The 17,475-nt window shown below is 62.5% G+C and carries 11 protein-coding genes and 2 pseudogenes; 3 read left to right on the plus strand and 10 right to left on the minus strand.

The features are described from left to right. Positions 1-221 precede the first annotated feature (221 nt). The gene (locus AC07RO_RS04320; RefSeq protein WP_495085358.1) at positions 222-3,125 is read left to right on the plus strand and encodes a chemotaxis protein CheB; all 2,904 of its coding nucleotides are present in this window, start codon (positions 222-224) and stop codon (positions 3,123-3,125) included. A gap of 14 nt (positions 3,126-3,139) precedes the next feature. Further along, the gene (locus AC07RO_RS04325; RefSeq protein ID WP_495085359.1) at positions 3,140-5,389 is read left to right on the plus strand and encodes a putative bifunctional diguanylate cyclase/phosphodiesterase; all 2,250 of its coding nucleotides are present in this window, start codon (positions 3,140-3,142) and stop codon (positions 5,387-5,389) included. Here AC07RO_RS04325 and AC07RO_RS04330 read toward each other — a convergent pair. Then, positions 5,342-6,184: a phosphatase PAP2 family protein gene (locus tag AC07RO_RS04330; protein WP_495085360.1), complete on the minus strand. Its 843-nt coding sequence runs from the start codon at positions 6,182-6,184 to the stop codon at positions 5,342-5,344. The two genes, AC07RO_RS04325 and AC07RO_RS04330, sit on opposite strands and share 48 nt — an antisense overlap. Before the next feature lie 319 nt (positions 6,185-6,503). On the opposite strand from AC07RO_RS04330, the gene pmrG reads away from it, so the two are divergent. Then, complete coding sequence (gene pmrG / locus AC07RO_RS04335; protein ID WP_495085361.1) at positions 6,504-7,190, plus strand: lipopolysaccharide core heptose(II)-phosphate phosphatase PmrG; 687 nt, start codon at positions 6,504-6,506, stop codon at positions 7,188-7,190. 14 nt (positions 7,191-7,204) lie between these two features. Here pmrG and AC07RO_RS04340 read toward each other — a convergent pair whose 3' ends face one another. The 9 genes and pseudogenes from AC07RO_RS04340 to arnB form a co-directional block, all read right to left on the minus strand. Further along, positions 7,205-7,498, minus strand: coding sequence for a winged helix-turn-helix domain-containing protein (locus AC07RO_RS04340; RefSeq protein ID WP_346625864.1), 294 nt, complete (start codon positions 7,496-7,498; stop codon positions 7,205-7,207). A gap of 140 nt (positions 7,499-7,638) precedes the next feature. Then, a complete protein-coding gene (locus AC07RO_RS04345) occupies positions 7,639-9,033 on the minus strand; it encodes a UDP-glucose dehydrogenase family protein (protein ID WP_495085362.1) in 1,395 nt (464 codons plus the stop codon). Further along, a pseudogene (gene arnF, locus AC07RO_RS04350) lies at positions 9,011-9,416 on the minus strand (4-amino-4-deoxy-L-arabinose-phosphoundecaprenol flippase subunit ArnF). Before arnF ends, AC07RO_RS04345 begins: the two are co-directional and overlap by 23 nt. Before the next feature lie 26 nt (positions 9,417-9,442). Then, complete coding sequence (locus AC07RO_RS04355) at positions 9,443-9,787, minus strand: EamA family transporter (protein ID WP_282368045.1); 345 nt, start codon at positions 9,785-9,787, stop codon at positions 9,443-9,445. Then, positions 9,784-11,436, minus strand: a complete 1,653-nt coding sequence (arnT, locus tag AC07RO_RS04360; RefSeq protein ID WP_495085363.1) for a lipid IV(A) 4-amino-4-deoxy-L-arabinosyltransferase — start codon at positions 11,434-11,436, stop codon at positions 9,784-9,786. Before arnT ends, AC07RO_RS04355 begins: the two co-directional genes overlap by 4 nt. After that, on the minus strand, positions 11,433-12,314 hold the full coding sequence (arnD, locus tag AC07RO_RS04365; protein WP_495085364.1) for a 4-deoxy-4-formamido-L-arabinose-phosphoundecaprenol deformylase: 882 nt from the start codon (positions 12,312-12,314) through the stop codon (positions 11,433-11,435). Before arnD ends, arnT begins: the two co-directional genes overlap by 4 nt. Continuing rightward, positions 12,314-14,326 (minus strand): annotated as a pseudogene (arnA, locus tag AC07RO_RS04370) (bifunctional UDP-4-amino-4-deoxy-L-arabinose formyltransferase/UDP-glucuronic acid oxidase ArnA). The gene arnD and the pseudogene arnA overlap by 1 nt, the downstream one beginning before the upstream one ends. Next, entirely contained in the window at positions 14,323-15,345 is a 1,023-nt protein-coding gene (gene arnC / locus AC07RO_RS04375) for an undecaprenyl-phosphate 4-deoxy-4-formamido-L-arabinose transferase (RefSeq protein WP_495085365.1), read from the minus strand. Before arnC ends, arnA begins: the two are co-directional and overlap by 4 nt. Further along, positions 15,342-16,490, minus strand: coding sequence for a UDP-4-amino-4-deoxy-L-arabinose aminotransferase (arnB, locus tag AC07RO_RS04380; RefSeq protein ID WP_495085366.1), 1,149 nt, complete (start codon positions 16,488-16,490; stop codon positions 15,342-15,344). Before arnB ends, arnC begins: the two co-directional genes overlap by 4 nt. Positions 16,491-17,475 lie beyond the last annotated feature (985 nt).

Here is a 17,475-nt window from a genome sequence, read left to right on the forward strand (position 1 = left end):
TTTCCGCTTCTGGATGAACGGCAATCAGGCGCCACGCCGTGACCCGTGCTGCACTAATATGGCACTGAGCTATCAGGGTCTGGGCGGGCGCCAGTGTGACATCAATGCGTTCGCCTGTCTGGCCTATCGCGTGTCCGGCGGGCGATGGTGGCATATCCGCCATTGCCGGGTGGGCTGGCAGCGGGCATCATCCCCGTCCATTCGACACATGGAGGCGTCCCGTGCCCGACACCGCGCTGCACAACCGCCCGCAAGGCCGCCTGCTCGTCGGGCTTGGCGCGTCAGCGGGCGGCCTGGAAGTGTTGCAGCGCTTCCTGCGATTGATGCCAAGCGACTCCGGGATGAGCTTTCTGGTCATCCAGCATCTTGCGCCGACCACGCCCAGCCTGCTGACCGAAATCCTCGCCCGTTCGACCCGCATGACGGTCGTCGAGGCCACCCATGGCGCGACCCTCGACCCCGACACCCTGTACGTGATCCCGCCGCAATACGCCCTGAGCGTCACGGCCGACGCATTGGTCCTGACCCGCTACGAAGGGGTGCGCGGCCACCATCTGCCCATCGACGCCTGCTTCGCGTCGATGGCCGAGCATCACGGGGCGAGGGCAGTCGGCGTGATTCTGTCCGGGACCGGGTCAGACGGCACTGCCGGCTGCCGGGCAATCCTCGACCATGGCGGCCGGACCCTGGTGCAATGGCCGGAAGAGGCGACCTACAGCGGCATGCCCAACAGCGCGATTCAGGCGGGCAACGCCAGTCATGTCCTGAGCGTCGAGCAAATGCCTGGGGTACTCACCGGCGCCAGGGACCCGGACGGTCCTGCACCGTCGATCAGGCAGGGGGACGCCATGCAGCAGATTCTTCTGCACCTGCGCAGCATGACCGGCCATGATTTCACGCAGTATAAAAAGAGCACCATCGCCCGGCGGATCGAGCGGCGTCTGCAGATCATGCACCTCGCTGGTGAGGATGATTACCTGCGGCTGCTGAAGAACTCGGCAGAGGAGTGCAAGTCGCTGTTCAACGAGTTGCTGATCAACGTCACTCAGTTCTTTCGTGACCCTGCTGCGTTCACGGTCATGCAACGGCAGATCCTCCAGCCGATGATCGACGCCAAGGCTCCCAATGAGCCGCTGCGAGTGTGGATCGCCGGTTGCGCCAGCGGCGAGGAGGCTTACTCGGTGGCCATTGTTCTGCATGAACTGCTGCACGCGCAGGGGCAGGCCGCCGGTGTGGTGCCGGGCATTCAGGTGTTCGCCACCGACCTGGACGCCGACGCCATCAGTACCGCCCGCGCCGGTTTTTATCCGCAGACCATCGCCAGTGACGTCAGCGCCGAACGCCTGGAGCGTTATTTCAGCCCCGTTGAAGGCGGCTACCGGGTGAAGAAGGAAATCCGCGAGATGATCGTCTTCGCGGTGCAGAACGTGATCAAGGATCCGCCCTTCACCCGCATCGATCTGTTGTGCTGCCGCAACCTGATGATCTACCTGGGGCATGCGCTGCAGAACCGCCTGATTCCGACCTTTCACTACGCGCTCAAGCCTGACGGCGTGCTGTTTCTGTCGCCCTCCGAGAGCATCGGCGGGCATGCCACACTGTTCACGCCGTTGCAGCGCAAATGGAAATTCTACCGGGCCGTGAAGACCCGAACCCCCAAATCCATGCCGATGGACAGCACGCTGTCGTGGCTGCCCAAACCCATCAGCCGACCTGCGGACCGCCCTGCGACCATGACCAAGGAAACCAACATTGCCGAACTGACCCGCCGGGCGCTGCTGCAGGACTTCGGCCCTGCCTCGGTGGTCACCGATCTGACCGGCAACATTCTGTATGTCCACGGCGACACGGGACGCTACTTGCGTCCGGCGCCGGGGCAGGCCAGCCTCAACGTGGTCGAAATGGCCCGCGAAGGCCTGCAGCTGGACCTGCGCGGTGCGGTGCAACGTGCCGCCCTCAGCGCCGAACCGACCTCGACCCAGCCGTTGCAGGTCAGCAGCGATGGCGCGACGCGCTGGGTCAGCCTCAGCGTGCGTCGGATGGGCAACACGGCTCAGGGCGAGCAATTGCTGCTGATCACGTTCCAGGAACCGGCCAGCGGCGTAGATATCCCGCCGGACGCATTGCCCGCCACGGCCGCACATCTGGCGCCCGAACGGGTCAGGCTGCTGGAGCACGACCTGGCTTACACGCGGGAGAACCTGCAGGCGACCATCGATGAATTGCAGCACCTGAACGAGGAGCTGGGCGCGGCCAACGAAGAGATGCAATCGACCAATGAAGAGCTGCAGTCATCCAACGAGGAGCTGGAAACCTCCCGTGAAGAACTGCAATCGGTCAATGAGGAACTGGTCACCGTGAATGCCGAGCTGCAGGCGAAAATCGAGCAGCTCGGCGACATGCAAAACGACATGAAGAACCTCCTCGACAGCATCAATATCGGGACTATATTTCTTGATACAAAGCTGATTATTCGCCGCTTCACGCGCGATGCCGTGAAGATCTACCGCCTGATTCCCAAGGATGTGGGGCGGCCACTGGCCGATATCTCTTCGTACATTCACTCCCTGGACCTGCTGGTCCCCGCACAGGAGGTGCTCGACATGCTGATCCCGCAAGAGATCGAGCTGTGCACTGTCTCGGGCAACTGGTTCCTGGCGCGGCTGGCACCGTACCGCACGCTGGACAACGTCATCGACGGCGTGGTGATGACCTTTCACGACATCAACAGCCGCATCGCTAACCAGAAGGCTGTGCAGGCTGCGCGGGAACTGGCGGAGGCCATCGTCGACACGGTGATCGAGCCGTTGCTGGTGCTGGATGAAAACCTCTGCGTCGTGTCCGCCAGTCGTTCCTATTACCGCACCTTCCCGACGACCGAGCCGTTGACCACCGGCCGCAAGCTCTTCGAACTCAACAACCGACAGTGGGATATCCCGGCGCTGCGGCAAAAGCTCGGCACGATTCTGGAAAGTGACACCAGCTTCGACGGTTTCGTCGTGGAGCATGAGCTGACCGGCTCAGGGCCGCGGGCGATCACCCTGAATGCCCGTCGGGTGGTAGGGGACGGCACGCGTCCGCACCTGATTCTGCTGGCGATGCAGCCTGAACGTTCGCAGACCTGAGGCGCGGGAGGACCATGAAGACGCCGCCCTCTGCGCCCCATATCGCCCAACCCGCCGACCCGCTCGACGACCTGGATGACAACGCCCGGCTGCTGCTTGACCTGCAATTGCATCAGGTTGAATTGCAGACTCAGAACGAGGAACTGCGCGCTGCGCAATCCGCTCTGGAAGCCTCGCGCGATCTCTATCTGGATTTGTATGAGAACGCGCCGGTGGGCTACCTGACGCTGACCCCGCAAGGGGTCATTGAAGCCGTCAACCGCACCGGCGAGACACTGTTGACCTACCCGCGTCATCGCCTGCTGCAGCGCCGTTTTGCCGGCCGTGTCGTCAGCCGGGACCGCGACCATTGGCAGCAGGTATTCGCCCGGGTCTGTCGCACCGGCCAGGCGCAAGAGTGCGATCTGAGCCTGGAGCGCACCGACGGTACGCACTGGCAGGCGCGGCTGAACTGCGCGCGCCCCGGCGGCGAGTCAAGTGGCATTCGGGTGACCCTCACCGACCTCACCGCGCGCCGCCAGATCGAGCAGCGACTCAACCTCGCCGCCAGCGTGTTCACCCACGCGCGGGAAGGCATCATGATCACCGACCCGGCCGGTGCGATCATCGAAGTCAACGACGCTTTCACTACCATCACCGGCTATGGACGCGAGGAGTCGATGGGCGAGAACCCGCGCTTCCTCGCCTCCGGCAGGACGCCGCGTGCGCAGTACGTCAGCCTCTGGCACAGCCTGCTCTCGGAGCGTTACTGGCAGGGCGACTTGTGGAACCGTCGACGTGACGGATCGGAGTACGCCGCGCGGCAGACCATTACCGCCATCGTCGATGCCCGTGGCGTCACTCAGCATTATGTGTCGCTGTTCACCGACGTCACCGAACTGCACAGCTATCAGCGTCAGCTGGAATACGTGGCCCATTACGACCCGCTGACCCATTTGCCGAACCGCGTCCTGCTGGCCTCGCGCATGCAGCAGGCGATGGCCGATGCTTTGAGCAACGGCACCCGGCTGGCGCTGGGCTACCTGGACCTTGACGGCTTCAAGGCGATCAACGATCTGCACGGGCATGACGTGGGTGATCGGGTGCTGTCCAGCGTGTCGCGACGCATGCAGCAGGCGCTAAGCGATGCCTGCACGCTGGCACGCCTGGGCGGAGATGAGTTTGTGGCGCTGGTTGTTGATCTCGATCAAGTCTGCGACAGCGCGCCGATGCTTGAGCGACTGCTGGCGGCCGCCAGTGAAATGGTGCAGGTGGGCGCGCTGAACCTGACGCTCTCGGCGAGCATCGGCGTCAGTTACTACCCGCAGGACAACGAGATCAGCGCCGATCAGTTGCTGCGCCAGGCCGATCAGGCGATGTATCAGGCGAAACTCGAGGGCAAGAATCGCTTCCGCGTGTTCGATGCGCAGCATGACCAGGAGATGCGTGGGCACAACGCGCGACTGGACCGTATCGATCAGGCCATTCGCGAGGAGGAACTGCGCCTGTATTTTCAGCCCAAGGTCAACCTGCGCACGGGCGCGGTCGTCGGTGCGGAAGCCTTGCTGCGTTGGAAGCATCCGGAGCGTGGACTGCTGTTGCCGGGCAGTTTTCTGCCGCTGATCGAAAGCAGCTCACTGGCGGAAGTGGTCGGGGAGTGGGTGCTCGAAAGTGCCTTGAGCCAGATCGAGTGCTGGCAGCGGGAGGGGCTGCGTCTGGCCGTGAGCATCAACGTTGGGGCACGGCAACTTCAACACCCTGATTTCGTGGCCAACCTGACCGAACGGCTTGCGGCTCACCCTGATGTCGGGCCGGAAATGCTGATGATCGAGATCCTCGAAACCAGCGCGCTGGAAGACGTCGAAGGGGTCTCGCGCACGCTGCGTGCCTGCGAACAACTGGGCGTGAGATTTGCCCTGGACGATTTCGGTACAGGGTATTCATCCCTTAGCTACTTGAAGCGCTTGCCGGTGGCGCAACTGAAGATCGACCAGACGTTCATTCACGGCATGCTCGACGCCCCCGGTGATATCTCGATCCTGCAGGCGATACTGGGCCTGGCCAGTGCGTTCGGTCGCGAAGTCATCGCCGAGGGCGTCAACAGCCCCGCCCAGGCCTCACGCCTGTTGCAGCTTGGTTGTGAGGTCGTCCAGGGGTTCGGGATCGCCGAGCCAATGCCCGCGACGCTGATGCGCGGCTGGATCGACGCCTGGCTGGCTGACGCGCTCATGCCACACTTACAGATCAGTGACCTGATTGGGGCCAGGCACCGGCCGCTTCCGTAGCGCGGGCCTGACCTCGTCGACGGGCACAGGGGCGAGCCGTCGCCAGCCATAGAAGGCGAGGGCGGTGAGCAGCGCACCGATCCACACAATCACCCCGGCCCAGAACGTGTGCGACATGAAGTGCCAGCCCTGCAGGACGCGCGTGGTGCCGTAGATCACTCCCAGAACCATCGATGCGTAAAGTATCGCCCGGGCGTGGCGCCACTGATGACGCCGCGCGACGAAGTACAGCGCGACCATGGTGAAGCCGCCGGAAGCATGCCCACCCGGCCAGCAGCGACCGGCGCCAGCTTCATGGAACAGGCTGAAATTCTCGAACCACTCCCTTTTCTCCATGGTCCCGCCGTACAGCGTGGTTTCCACGGGGCAGTAGATGCTGGTGTGGCTTTTGAAGAAATGGATCATCCCGGTGATGATTGCAAACGACACGACGATGTACAGGAAGTCCCGCCGGTGGCGAGCCGTGAAGCGCAGCACCGGGGCGATGCGCAATGTCTCCAGCGACCTGATCAGCCGGTCGTGCCGCCCGGGTTTGAACAGTGGCCAGATAAACGACAGGATTGAGCCAATGATCGCGGCTTCCCCGGTGAGGTCGGGAATGATCCGCGGCCAGCGGTGGGTCAGGTTTTCGAACAGGCGGTTGTGGCCGTAGGGAAACTCGTGATTGGGGTAGTACAGCCAGTTGCTGATCATCTCGTCCAGGGACGTGAGGTCGAAGACCACGAATATCGCCAGTGCAATGGCGATCGGTAAACCCAGGTTCCAGGCATAAAATCGTGATCGTTCGCTTCGCACGTCGAAATGTCCCGATAAGCGTGATTATTAACTTTGCCCGGCCATTGCCGGCCGCTGGTGGAACATAGACACATGCAGGTCAAGCGGCAGTGAAGGGAATGTGAAAACTCTATTCAGATTTGAGGAATGTGTAATTCGTTAGTTGAAGCGCGCGTGTAAGCGTGAAGTTTTAACTATCTGCCCGGAATGAATGCCTTCTTAATGCCACTGTTTTTTTCACCTGCCGTTAACCAAACGATCATGCATCGCTGTTTACGCTTGCTCCCATTCAAGGACACAGACTTCCATCTGCCGATGGGCTCATAGTCGGAGTAACACGATGCGCGATCATTCCAATGTCCTGCTTGCACTCAGGGCGGGCAAGTTACCTCGAAACCGTCACACAGTTAGAGTGATGCTGAGCGCTGCGGCCATCGGCGTGTCGCTCCTGCTGTTGACGGGTTACACCTATTGGCCGCGTTCGCCGATTGCCCTCGCCAGCGGTGAGAACATGAACAGGGCGGGGCTTTATGCGAGCTGGAAGAAAGGCGAGGTGGTTGTGCTGGTGCGCCACGGCGAGCGCTGCGACCGCTCTGACAAGGAATGCCTCGGGCCAGACGACGGGATCACCCGCAACGGCAACCAGGTGTCTGCCGAGGTGGGACGATCATTAAGCCAACTGGGGCTGGGCCAGACCGATGTCATCGCCAGCCCGTCCACGCGCACGGAGCAAACCGCCGCAGCCTTGTTCGGTCATCCGGTTGCGTCCCAGGACTGGCTGTTTGACTGCGAGAAGATGAACCTCGGCCAGGTCATGGCGCACAAGGCAAACGACCGTAATCTGGTGGTGGTGACCCACAGCGGTTGCATCGGCCAGATAGAAAAAGAGCAGGGCTATCCCCACGCCGATAACAGCGAATATGATAGTGCAGTATTTATATCGCTGGATAAGCGCAGTCGGCCGGTTATCCGAGGGGTGCTTAATCCCGAGGACTGGAAGCAATTGGCGATGAAGGAGGGTAAGTAAGCCGACGTGTGCGGCTATTTACAAAGTTGATAGCCGACCCCATACACCGTATGGACCAGCGGGAAGGCAAAACCGTCGTCGACTACTTTTCTGATTTGATGCACGCGAGTGCCGAGGCCGGTGCTCTTGTGAGTGCCTTGTTCGCCCCAGAGCATTTCGGCGATTTCTTCCTTGCTGACAATGGCGGGACTTCTCAGCATCAGCAGCGCCAGTATGTCGATGTTGGTCGGGTTGAGTTTCAGGTGTTTGTCCGCGCGGAACGCCCGGTACTTCCCGGTATCCAGCACCAGATCTTCAACAACCAGCATATAAATGATCCCACCCTCGCGACAGTGGCGGGATAGTAGGGCCGCGATTGTCAAAAATTGGTTTGAGGGGTGTGAAGAACTCGTGGGACTGACGCCGGGCCCTAGTGTGGGACCGGCTTCAGCCGGGAAGGCGTCGGCTGCTACACCATCGCCCCACCCGCCACATTCTTGTACGGCAGCCACTGCTTCTGCGGGATCGGCAATTCGCAGGAGTCCCCACGCCCGATCGGGTAGTAGTGAAATCCGCTGCGCGCCAGCCGCTCGGTGTCGTACAGGTTGCGGCCGTCGAAGATCACCGGTGCGGCGAGGCGTTGCTGGATCAGCTCGAAATCCGGGGCCTTGAACTGTTGCCATTCGGTGCAGATGATCAGCGCGTCGGCATCGTTCAGCGTTGACTCCGGCGTGCCCATCAGAATCAAATCCTTGCGGTTGCCGTAGAGGCGCTGCGTCTCTTGCATGGCCTCGGGGTCAAATGCCCTCACCGTGGCGCCGGCATCCCACAAGGCTTCCATCAGCACCCGGCTCGGCGCGTCGCGCATGTCGTCGGTGTTCGGTTTGAATGCCAGGCCCCACAGGGCAAACGTCTTGCCGCGCAGATCCCCTTCGTAAAAGGCTTTGACCCGCTCGAACAGTTTGTTCTTCTGCCGCTCGTTGATGGCTTCGACCACCGCCAGCAGGTCGTTGGAACAGTGGGCTTCCCGGGCGCTGTGGATCAAGGCGCGGATGTCCTTGCCGAAGCACGAGCCACCGTAACCGCAGCCGGGGTAGATGAAGTCGTAGCCGATCCGTGAATCCGCGCCGATGCCCAGCCGCACCGATTCAACGTCCGCGCCCAGGTGTTCGGCCAGTTCGGCGATCTGGTTGATGAAGCTGATCTTGGTCGCCAGCATGCAGTTGGCCGCGTACTTGGTCAGCTCGGCGCTGCGCAGGTCCATGAACATGATCCGGTCATGGTTGCGGTTGAACGGCGCGTACAGCTCGCGCATCACCTTGCGCACGGCGTCGTTGTCGCAGCCGATCACGATCCGGTCCGGGCGCCGGCAGTCGTTGACCGCTGAACCCTCTTTGAGAAACTCGGGATTGGAGACGATATCGAACTGCAGCAAGCGCCCGGCCTGGCGCAGGGCTTTGTCGATGTGTGCACGCAGGGCGTCGCCACTGCCCACCGGCACTGTGGACTTTTCAACGATGATCAGCGGCTCGGAGCGGTACGTCGCGATCGCCTCGCCGACCGCGAAAAACCCCCTCAGGTCCGCGGAACCATCGTCGCGGGACGGGGTGCCTACGGCGATGAACAGCACCTCGGCGTGCTCGACCGCCAGCCGGGTGTCGGTGGTGAACTGCAGGCGTTTGTTTTCCAGATTCTCCCGCACCAGGCTGGCCAGCCCCGGTTCGAAAATATGCACCTGACCTTGCCGCAACTGCTCGACCTTGGCCTGATCGATGTCCATGCAGACCACGTCGTGGCCGATTTCAGCAAGGACGGTGGCTTGCACCAGCCCGACATACCCGCTACCGAAAACGCTGATTTTCATGAAGAAAAGCCCTGTGGAGGAGTGCTGGAAATGCGCCGAAGGTTGATGGTCAGCACGCCCATCACGATCAGCATGACGCCCAAAGTTTTCGATCCCGTGAACGTCTCGTTGAAAAATGGCAGAACCGCAGCAAGCCCATACACCAGCACGTAGCTGACGCTGAGCAGTGAATAGGCACGACTTAGGGGCAGGTCGCGCAGGGCCAGCAGCCAGGCGAGCATCGACAGGGCGTAGGCGATGATCGCGGCGCCGATCACCAGCACGGCTGCGGGCTCGATTCGCGCCAGACTCCCCGGCTCAAACCACAGCGCAGGCGAGGGCAGACGACTCATGCCCCAGCGCATGCCCAACTGCGCCGAACTCACCAGCAGCACGCTGCCCATTGCCCAGACGGTCGCACTCGGCCGGCTCATGCCTGGCGCCCGAGCAGCACAACGCCGGCCAGAATCAGCGCGACACCCAGCCAGTGCACGGCGTCGATGGATTCCTTGAAAACAAAGCGGCTGGCCAAAGTGATCAGGACCACATTGAGCCCCAGCATCGGGTAGGCGATGCCGACCTCCAGGCGCTGCAACACCAGCAGCCAGCCCAGCAAACCCAGGCCCAGACACGCCACCGCCAGCCACAGCCAGAACGAGCGCAATGCGGCGAGCACCCCCGGAAATGTGCCGTGCCAACGCTCCACCGCGCACTTCTGCGCGACCTGGCCCAGACACGTCAGCCCGCAGGTGCCCAACAGCAGCAGCCAGGTCATGGCGCCGTCTTCCCGTAAATGAGGATGATCAGGTTGCCTTCGTCGAAGCGCTCGGCGTCCTTGGGCAGCAGTTCGAGTTCGCGCAGCTCCTCGTCGCTTCTGCCGCGCATGACCACGCCGACCTGGCCCTCGCGCCGGGCCTGGGTCATCCACTCATCAATCCCTTTAAGAGTGACTTCGCGACCCTTCACGTCGGGATAACCCAAGCCGTATTCCAGCTCGTTCCAGGTGTTGAAAAACGACACGTCGGTCCTGTTCAGGCGCCAGGCCAGTGCCGAGGCAGCGCCCAGGTCATTGCTCAACAGGTGGGTGCTGGCCGCCAGTTGCGCCTGATGGGCAAGCACGAACTGGTCAGGGGTCTTGTTGTGCACGACGTCATAGGGAAGTGCTACCGGCAACAGCGCCACCAGCAGCCAACCGCCCAATGCCGGCGCCGTCCAATACTTCACCGGTTGCAGGCCTTGCAGGGCGTTGCTCGCACACCAGCCGGTCAGGACGATGAGCGCCAGGAACAGGTGCAGCGGTTCGTGGTCGTACAGCGGCTGTTTGATTTGCAGGTACAGCAGCGCCCCGAATCCGAGCAGACCAACGGCGGCGTTGAGCCAGCCATTGACGCGCAACGCGGTGAGTTGACCTTGCTTGAGGCGCTCGATCAGCCCATCGGCCATCAACAGTGCCACCGGCATAAGGCACGGCAGAATGTAGGTCGGCAGCTTGCCGTTGCTGACGCTGAGAAACGCCAGTGGCACCAGCAGCCACAACAGCAGAAAGCCGATGTCGGGTCGACGCCGGTGCTGCCAGGCCTGGCGGAACGTGACCGGCAACAACCCGGCCCACGGCAGGCAGGACACCACCAGCAGCGGCAGGTAAAACCACCAGGGTTCGGCGTGCTGGGCATCGGCCCCGGCGAATCGCCGCACGTGCTCGTGCCAGAAGAAGAACCCCCAGAAGTCGGGTTCCCGGGCATGCACGGTGAGCACCCACGGCAGGCTCACGACGATGGCAATCAACACCGCCAGCGGCCCGTACCGAAGCAGTTCCCCGACGCGCCGCTGCCAGAGCATGTAGGGCAGGGCGATCATCACCGGCAGCGCCCAGGCGAGGAAACCCTTGGTCATGAAGCCGATGCCGCAGGCCAGACCGATCACAGCCCAGGCACCCAGTCGAGCACGCCCGCTGCTGTGAACGGCGCACCAGAATCCCACCAGCGTCAGGTTGGCCCACAGGGTGAACTGAGGATCGAGGTTGGCGTAACCGGCTTGCCCGGCAATGAACGCAAAGCTCATGAACAGCAGCGCACTGGCGAAACTCTTGCGTGGCTCGTTCCACATCCGCGCGGCGAGCCAGTACGCGAGCGCCACGCTCAGACCACTGCTCAACGCCGACACGATGCGCACGCCGAACAGGTTTTCGCCAAAAATCGCCTGACCCACGGCAATCAGCCAATAGCCCGCAGCGGGTTTTTCGAAATAGCGCAGGCCCATGAAATGTGGCGCGGCCCAGTGACCGCTGTGCAGCATTTCCTGGCTGATCTGGGCGTAGCGGGTTTCATCGGGAATCCACAAACCGTGGAACCCCAGCGGCAGCAGGTAGAACGCGGCGAAGGCCAGCACCAGCAGGGCGATGTTGCGCTGTTCGGCTTTGATCATCGCTGCACCCCCAGCCAGCCTTCGCGCCCGCGCAAAGCGCCACGCACCAAGTGGCCTGAAGGCAGGTGATCCAGTGAAGCCGGCAGCAGCGCACCGAGGGGCTGAAAATCGATCCCGCGGGTTTTCGCCTCACTCAACAGCGCGCGAAAAGCCGGGGCCATGACGATGCCTTCGACCTCGGCGTGAACGGTGTAGATGTTCAGCTTCGAGGCTGCGAAGCGCCCGAGGATGTCGTCATTGAACGCCCGCGCGTCCAGCTGGGGCGAAACCAGTTCGTCGTAGGTCGGCAGGTCCACCGGAATCTGCGGCGTGCCCAGGGTGCCGTCGGCCAGCATCGGGCGAAAAATCGACGTCCCCCGGCAGTCACTGTTGTAGCGAAAACCGAATGCCTCTTTCGCCTGCACCACGCGTTCATCAGCGCGCCAGCCGGCGGCGGCGGAGCAGCTCACCGGTTGGCCGAGAATATCGCTGAGAACGTCAACGCCGCGCTGGATCTGATCACTCAGTTGAGCCTCGCTCCAGCGACCGGCATCGGCCTGCCAGGCATGGTGATCCCAGGCGTGCAAGCCCACTTCATGACCGGCGTCCCGGGCGCGGCGCATCAGCGGCCCGAGGTCGCGGCCAATCGGTTTACCCGGCCACGCGGTACCGGCCAGCAGAATGTCCCAGCCGTACAGACTGGCCGCCCGGGAGCGCAGCATTTTCCAGAGGAATTGCGGACGCGCCAGGCGCCACAAATGGCGGCCCATGTTGTCCGGGCCGACGCTGAAGAAAAACGTCGCCTTGACCTGCGCTTCGTCGAGCAGGTCCAGCAGTCGCGGCACACCGTCGCGAGTGCCGCGCCAAGTGTCGACGTCGATGCGCAGGCCGGCCTTCATCAGCCGCGCGCGCCGGTGGTGACGGTCAGTTCGGCCTTTTCCGCCATGGCTTCCCGCAGGAAGAAGTCCAGGGTCTTGCCGATGGTTTCGCTCAGCTCGATGGTCGGTGTCCAGCTGATCAACCGCCGTGCATTGTCGATGCTCGGTTTGCGGTGGCTGACGTCCTGATAGCCCTTGCCGTAGAACGACTGGCTTTCAACCTCACGGAACCCGGCGAAGGGCGGGAAGTTGTGGCGCAGCGGGTGGGCTTCGAACTGGCGCAGCAGCTCGGTTCCCAATTGGCGAATGCTGGCCTCGTTGTCGGGGTTGCCGATGTTGATGATCTGGCCGTTGCAATGGCCGCCCTTGTTTTCGATGATCCGCGCCAGGGCTTCGATGCCGTCGACAACGTCGGTGAAGCAGCGTTTCTGCGCGCCGCCGTCCACCAGCCGGATCGGCGTGCCGTCCACCAGGTGCAGAATCAGCTGAGTGATGGCCCGCGAACTGCCGATGCGCGCGGAGTCCAGGCGGTCCAGCCGCGGCCCCATCCAGTTGAACGGGCGGAACAGGGTGAACTGCAAACCCTTATGCCCGTAGGCCCAGATCACCCGGTCGAGTAACTGCTTGGACACCGAGTAAATCCAGCGCTGTTTGTTGATCGGGCCGACCACCAGGTTCGAGGTGTCCTCGTCGAAGCTGGCGTCCTGGCACATGCCGTACACCTCGGACGTCGACGGGAAGATCACCCGCTTGTTGTATTTGACGCAGTAACGGACGATTTTCAGGTTTTCTTCGAAGTCCAGCTCGAACACCCGCAGCGGGTTGCGCGTGTATTCGATGGGCGTGGCGATGGCGACCAGCGGCAGCACCACGTCGCACTTCTTGATGTGGTACTCGATCCACTCGGAGTGGATGCTGATGTCGCCTTCGATGAAGTGGAAATTCGGCCTGGCGCGCAGGCGTTCGATGGCGTCCGAACCAATGTCCATGCCATAGATTTCGTAACGGTCGTCCTGCAGCAAACGCTCGGACAGGTGATTGCCGATGAAGCCGTTGACCCCGAGGATCAGCACGCGGGTGCGCCGGACCGGGCGGCGCGGGTCAATGCCCTGCAAGCGCGAACCCTCCACCAGACCGAACTCGCGAGCCAGTTGCGCGCCGCTCAGGTACAGGCCGTCGTCGCCGCGCTGACCGGCACTGATCACCAGCGAGCCTTCGCCGCACGCAATGCGCTACGGCTCGCAACCGAGCACGGTGCCGGGCGCTTCGCCGGTGTAGCCGGTCTCTGCTCGCGCGGCCCAGACAATCAGTTTGTGCTCGCCCACCGGGCAGAACGCGCCAGGGTAGGGCTGGGTCACCGCCCGCACTAGATTGCCCAGCCGCGTCGCCTGCAGCGACCAGTCGATCAAGCCGTCGGCAGCGGTGCGCCGGCCGTAACAGGTGGCGGCGGATTCATCCTGGGGTGTCCCCGACAACTGACCCCGGGCAAGCAATGGCAGGGTTTCCGAGAGCAGGTCCGCCGCGGCTTCACGCAACTTGCCGTGCAGGGTCAGCGCCGTTTCTGTCGGGCTGATGGCGATGCGTTGCTGGGCGAAGATGGGCCCTGCGTCGGCGCGCTTGACCATCTGATGCAAGGTCACGCCGGTTTCGCTTTCGCCGTTCACCAGCACCCAATTGGCCGGCGCCCGGCCCCGATACCTGGGCAGCAGCGAACCGTGCAGGTTGAACGCACCGTCTTTTGCGCAGGCCAGCAACGGTTCGCTGAGCAACTGGCGGTAGTAGAAGGAGAAGATGAAATCGGCTTCAAGCCGGGCGATGCGCTCAAGCCACAGCGGGTGGTTGGGGTCTTCCGGGGCGTGCACGGCAATCTCGTGTCGAGCGCACAGCTGGGCCACCGAGCCGAAGAAGGTTTTTTCCTTGGGGTCGTCGGCGTGGGTGAACACCGCAGCGATCTCATACCCGGCGTCGAGCAGGGCCTGCAGGCCAACGCAGCCAATATCGTGGTAAGCGAAAACGACAGCTTTCTTGTTCATGGCGCAACCTTGTGGGCGTAAGCGGGGGCAGAAGCGGGGGCAGAAGCGGGGGCGTCGAGCGCAATCGCCGGGGATCCACGGACGACTTTCTCAATGAAGAAACGCGGCCGCGCGCGCACGTCGCTGTACATGCGGCCGAGGTATTCACCGAGCAGGCCCATGCCGATGAACTGCCCGCCGGTGAACACGAACAGCACCGCAAACAGGACGAAGGTGCCGTGCCCGGCCCACGGTGCGCCGAAGATGAGTCGCAGGGCGACCAGCGCCAAAGCGAACAGCACGCCGAGCAGCGCCATGCCAAAACCGACGATGCTCAGCAGGCGCAGGGGCGTGGTGGTCATGCAGGTGATCAGGTCGAACATCAGGTTGATCAGGCGCATGGGGCTGTATTTGGAGTCGCCGTGCTCGCGCTCGGCGTGCTCGACCAGGATTTCCGTGGTGTGCCGGGCGAAGCTGTTGGCCAGAATCGGGATGAAAGTGCTGCGCTCCCGGCAGGCGAGCATGGCGTCGACGATGTTGCGTCGGTAAGCGCGGAGCATGCAGCCGTAGTCGTTCATCGCCACGCCGGTGGAGCGCTGCACGGCCAGGTTGATCAGTTTCGACGGCCAGCGCCGCCAGGCGGAATCCTGCCGCTGGTTGCGCACCGTGCCGACCACGTCGTAGCCCTGTTCGGCGAGGCGCACCAGACGCGGAATCTCTTCGGGCGGGTTCTGCAGGTCGGCGTCCAGGGTGATCACCACGTCGCCCTTGCACTGCTCGAACCCCGCCATGATTGCCGCGTGCTGGCCGTAATTGCGATTGAGAATGACCGCCACCACGTGGCTGCCTTGTCGCTCGGCGGCCTCTTGAAGCAGCTCGGCCGAGGCGTCGCAGCTGCCATCGTCGACCAGGACGATTTCGTAGGCGCAGTTCAACAGGGCGCAAGCGGCCTCGGTGCGGCGCAGCAACTCGGGCAGGCTCTGTTCCTCGTTGTAGACCGGGATCACAACGGACACACAGCGGACGGGATAGGCTTTCAAGGGCGCGCTCCGACGATGGATTCAATGGCACCGACGACGCGCTCGACATCGTCGCCGGTCATGTCCGGGAACAGCGGGATCGAACACAGCCGCGACGAATTCCACTCGGTGTTCGGCAGGTGCACGTCCGGGAAACGCTGGCGGTAATAGCGGTGCAGATGGGTGGCGATGAAGTGAATGCCGGTGCCAATGCCGCGCTCTTGCAGGGCTTTCATGAACCTGTCGCGGTCCAGACCGCAGCGCTCGGGGTCGATGCGCAGGATGAACAGGTGCCAGGCGTGTTGTTGCGGGTAAACGGGCTGGGAGAGCGGCATGACCGGGCTGTTTCCCAGTCGCTGCAGATAGTGCTCGGCGAGCCGGCGGCGTTGCGCGTTCATGTGATCGAGCCGGTGCAGTTGCACGAGGGCAAGGCTGGCGTTGATGTCCGCCAGGTTGTATTTGAAGCCGGGTTCGATGACTTCGGCCTGGGGTTTGCGGCCCAGGGTCAGGCGGTCGTAGGCATCGACGCCGAGGCCGTGGAATTTCAGCTGACCCACCCGATCTGCCAATACGGCCAGATCGGTGACGAACATCGCGCCTTCTGCGCAGGTAATGTTCTTGATCGCATGAAAGGAAAAAATCGCCGTGCCACAGCTGCCCACCGGCCGGCCGTTGTAGGCCGTGCCCGCCGCGTGGGCGGCGTCTTCGATGACGGCGATGCCGTGGCGCTCCGCGAGGGCATAAATCGGGTCGAGGTCACAGGCCGCGCCGGCGTAATGCACCGGGACAATGGCTTTGGTGCGTGGGGTGATGGCCTGTTCGATCAGCGTCGCGTCGGTCATCAGCGTGTCGCGGTCGACATCGACAAACACCGGGGTGGCGCCCAGCAGGCAGATCATGTTGGCGGTCGAGACCCAGGTCTGCGAGGGCGTGATCACTTCATCGCCGGGGCCGACGCCCAGGGCGAGCAGGGCAATGTGCATGGCGCCGGTGGCCGACGATACCGCCACCGCGTGCCGGGCGCCGACCCGTTCGGCGAACTGCGCTTCAAGCTGCTGGCATTCGGCGCCCGTGGTGATCCAGCCGGAGCGCAGCACGCGTGTCACCGCCGCCACTTCTTCATCGCCGATACTGGGGCGGGAAAAAGGAAGAAAAGCCTCGTTCATAAGAGGACGTCCCACTGAAGTTCAAGTTTTGAACACACTCGTCCGCTGGCGCCACTGTGCACCGGCTGGAAAGTCATTTAAATCGCGTGCAGGTATTCATCACAGTGCCGTAATGGGCACCGCGTCATATATGTGACTTATTCATCAGATGACCAGATCTCATCAAGTAGTTCGGGTATTGCGTTATCCGGAGGTTAATCTCGCCAATATGAAAATAACGTGGGCGCTGCGTCAGTTTTCCGTGTGTGTTCTTCAGTACGCAATAGCCAGTCGCTACGGGGCTATCAGCTGAATGTGACGGTTGTTCGAGTATTGTTTTTGTTTCGGGTGGCGTATTAAAAAACGGGCTGTTATTTAATGTTCAGACAGCTTGGGTTCAGCATTTCGATAGTTGTCGACAGAGGGCTATAAACAGCCGGATTGGCCAATGTTCTTTAACCGCTCCATTCAAGTTATTTGGCACTCGCGGATGCCCGTTCCGCTAAGTTAGCGCCCGGATACTTAATCGGAGCTGAACATGAAGCATGCTCGGGCGAGGCTGCAGGTCACCGCACTGGATGCATGCAGTGTTTTTAGTAGGACCGGCTTCAGCCGGGAAGAGGCCCGTGCACTCACCCACAATTTTGCAGCGCGCCACCTGACGCTTTCCCGGCTGAAGCCGGTCCCACAATTTTGCGGCGCACGCGATACTTCTGGATGCACGCAATGCTTTTTTGTGGGACCGGCTTCAGCCGGGAAGAGGCCCGTGCATTCACCCTCAATTTCGCAGCGCGCCACCTGACGCTTCCCCGGCTAAAGCCGGTCCCACAATTCGCGGCGCACGCGATACTTCCGGATGCACGCAATGCTTTTTAGTGGGGCCGGCTTCAGCCGGGAAGAGGCCCGTGCATTCACCCTCAATTTCGCAGCGCGCCACCTGACGCTTTCCCGGCTAAAGCCGGTCCCACAATTTTGCGGCGCAGGCGATACTTCTGGATGCACGCAT

It is taken from the genome of Pseudomonas sp. GW821-FHT07F05 (assembly GCF_059418765.1).

Coding starts and splice junctions, on each gene's coding strand:
- AC07RO_RS04355 (WP_282368045.1), bottom strand. CDS start 9,787: ATGACCTGGCTGCTGCTGTTGGGCACCTGCGGGCTGACGTGTCTGGGC.
- arnT (WP_495085363.1), bottom strand. CDS start 11,436: ATGATCAAAGCCGAACAGCGCAACATCGCCCTGCTGGTGCTGGCCTTC.
- AC07RO_RS04325 (WP_495085359.1), top strand. CDS start 3,140: ATGAAGACGCCGCCCTCTGCGCCCCATATCGCCCAACCCGCCGACCCG.
- pmrG (WP_495085361.1), top strand. CDS start 6,504: ATGCGCGATCATTCCAATGTCCTGCTTGCACTCAGGGCGGGCAAGTTA.
- AC07RO_RS04340 (WP_346625864.1), bottom strand. CDS start 7,498: ATGCTGGTTGTTGAAGATCTGGTGCTGGATACCGGGAAGTACCGGGCG.
- arnB (WP_495085366.1), bottom strand. CDS start 16,490: ATGAACGAGGCTTTTCTTCCTTTTTCCCGCCCCAGTATCGGCGATGAA.
- arnD (WP_495085364.1), bottom strand. CDS start 12,314: ATGAAGGCCGGCCTGCGCATCGACGTCGACACTTGGCGCGGCACTCGC.
- AC07RO_RS04345 (WP_495085362.1), bottom strand. CDS start 9,033: ATGAAAATCAGCGTTTTCGGTAGCGGGTATGTCGGGCTGGTGCAAGCC.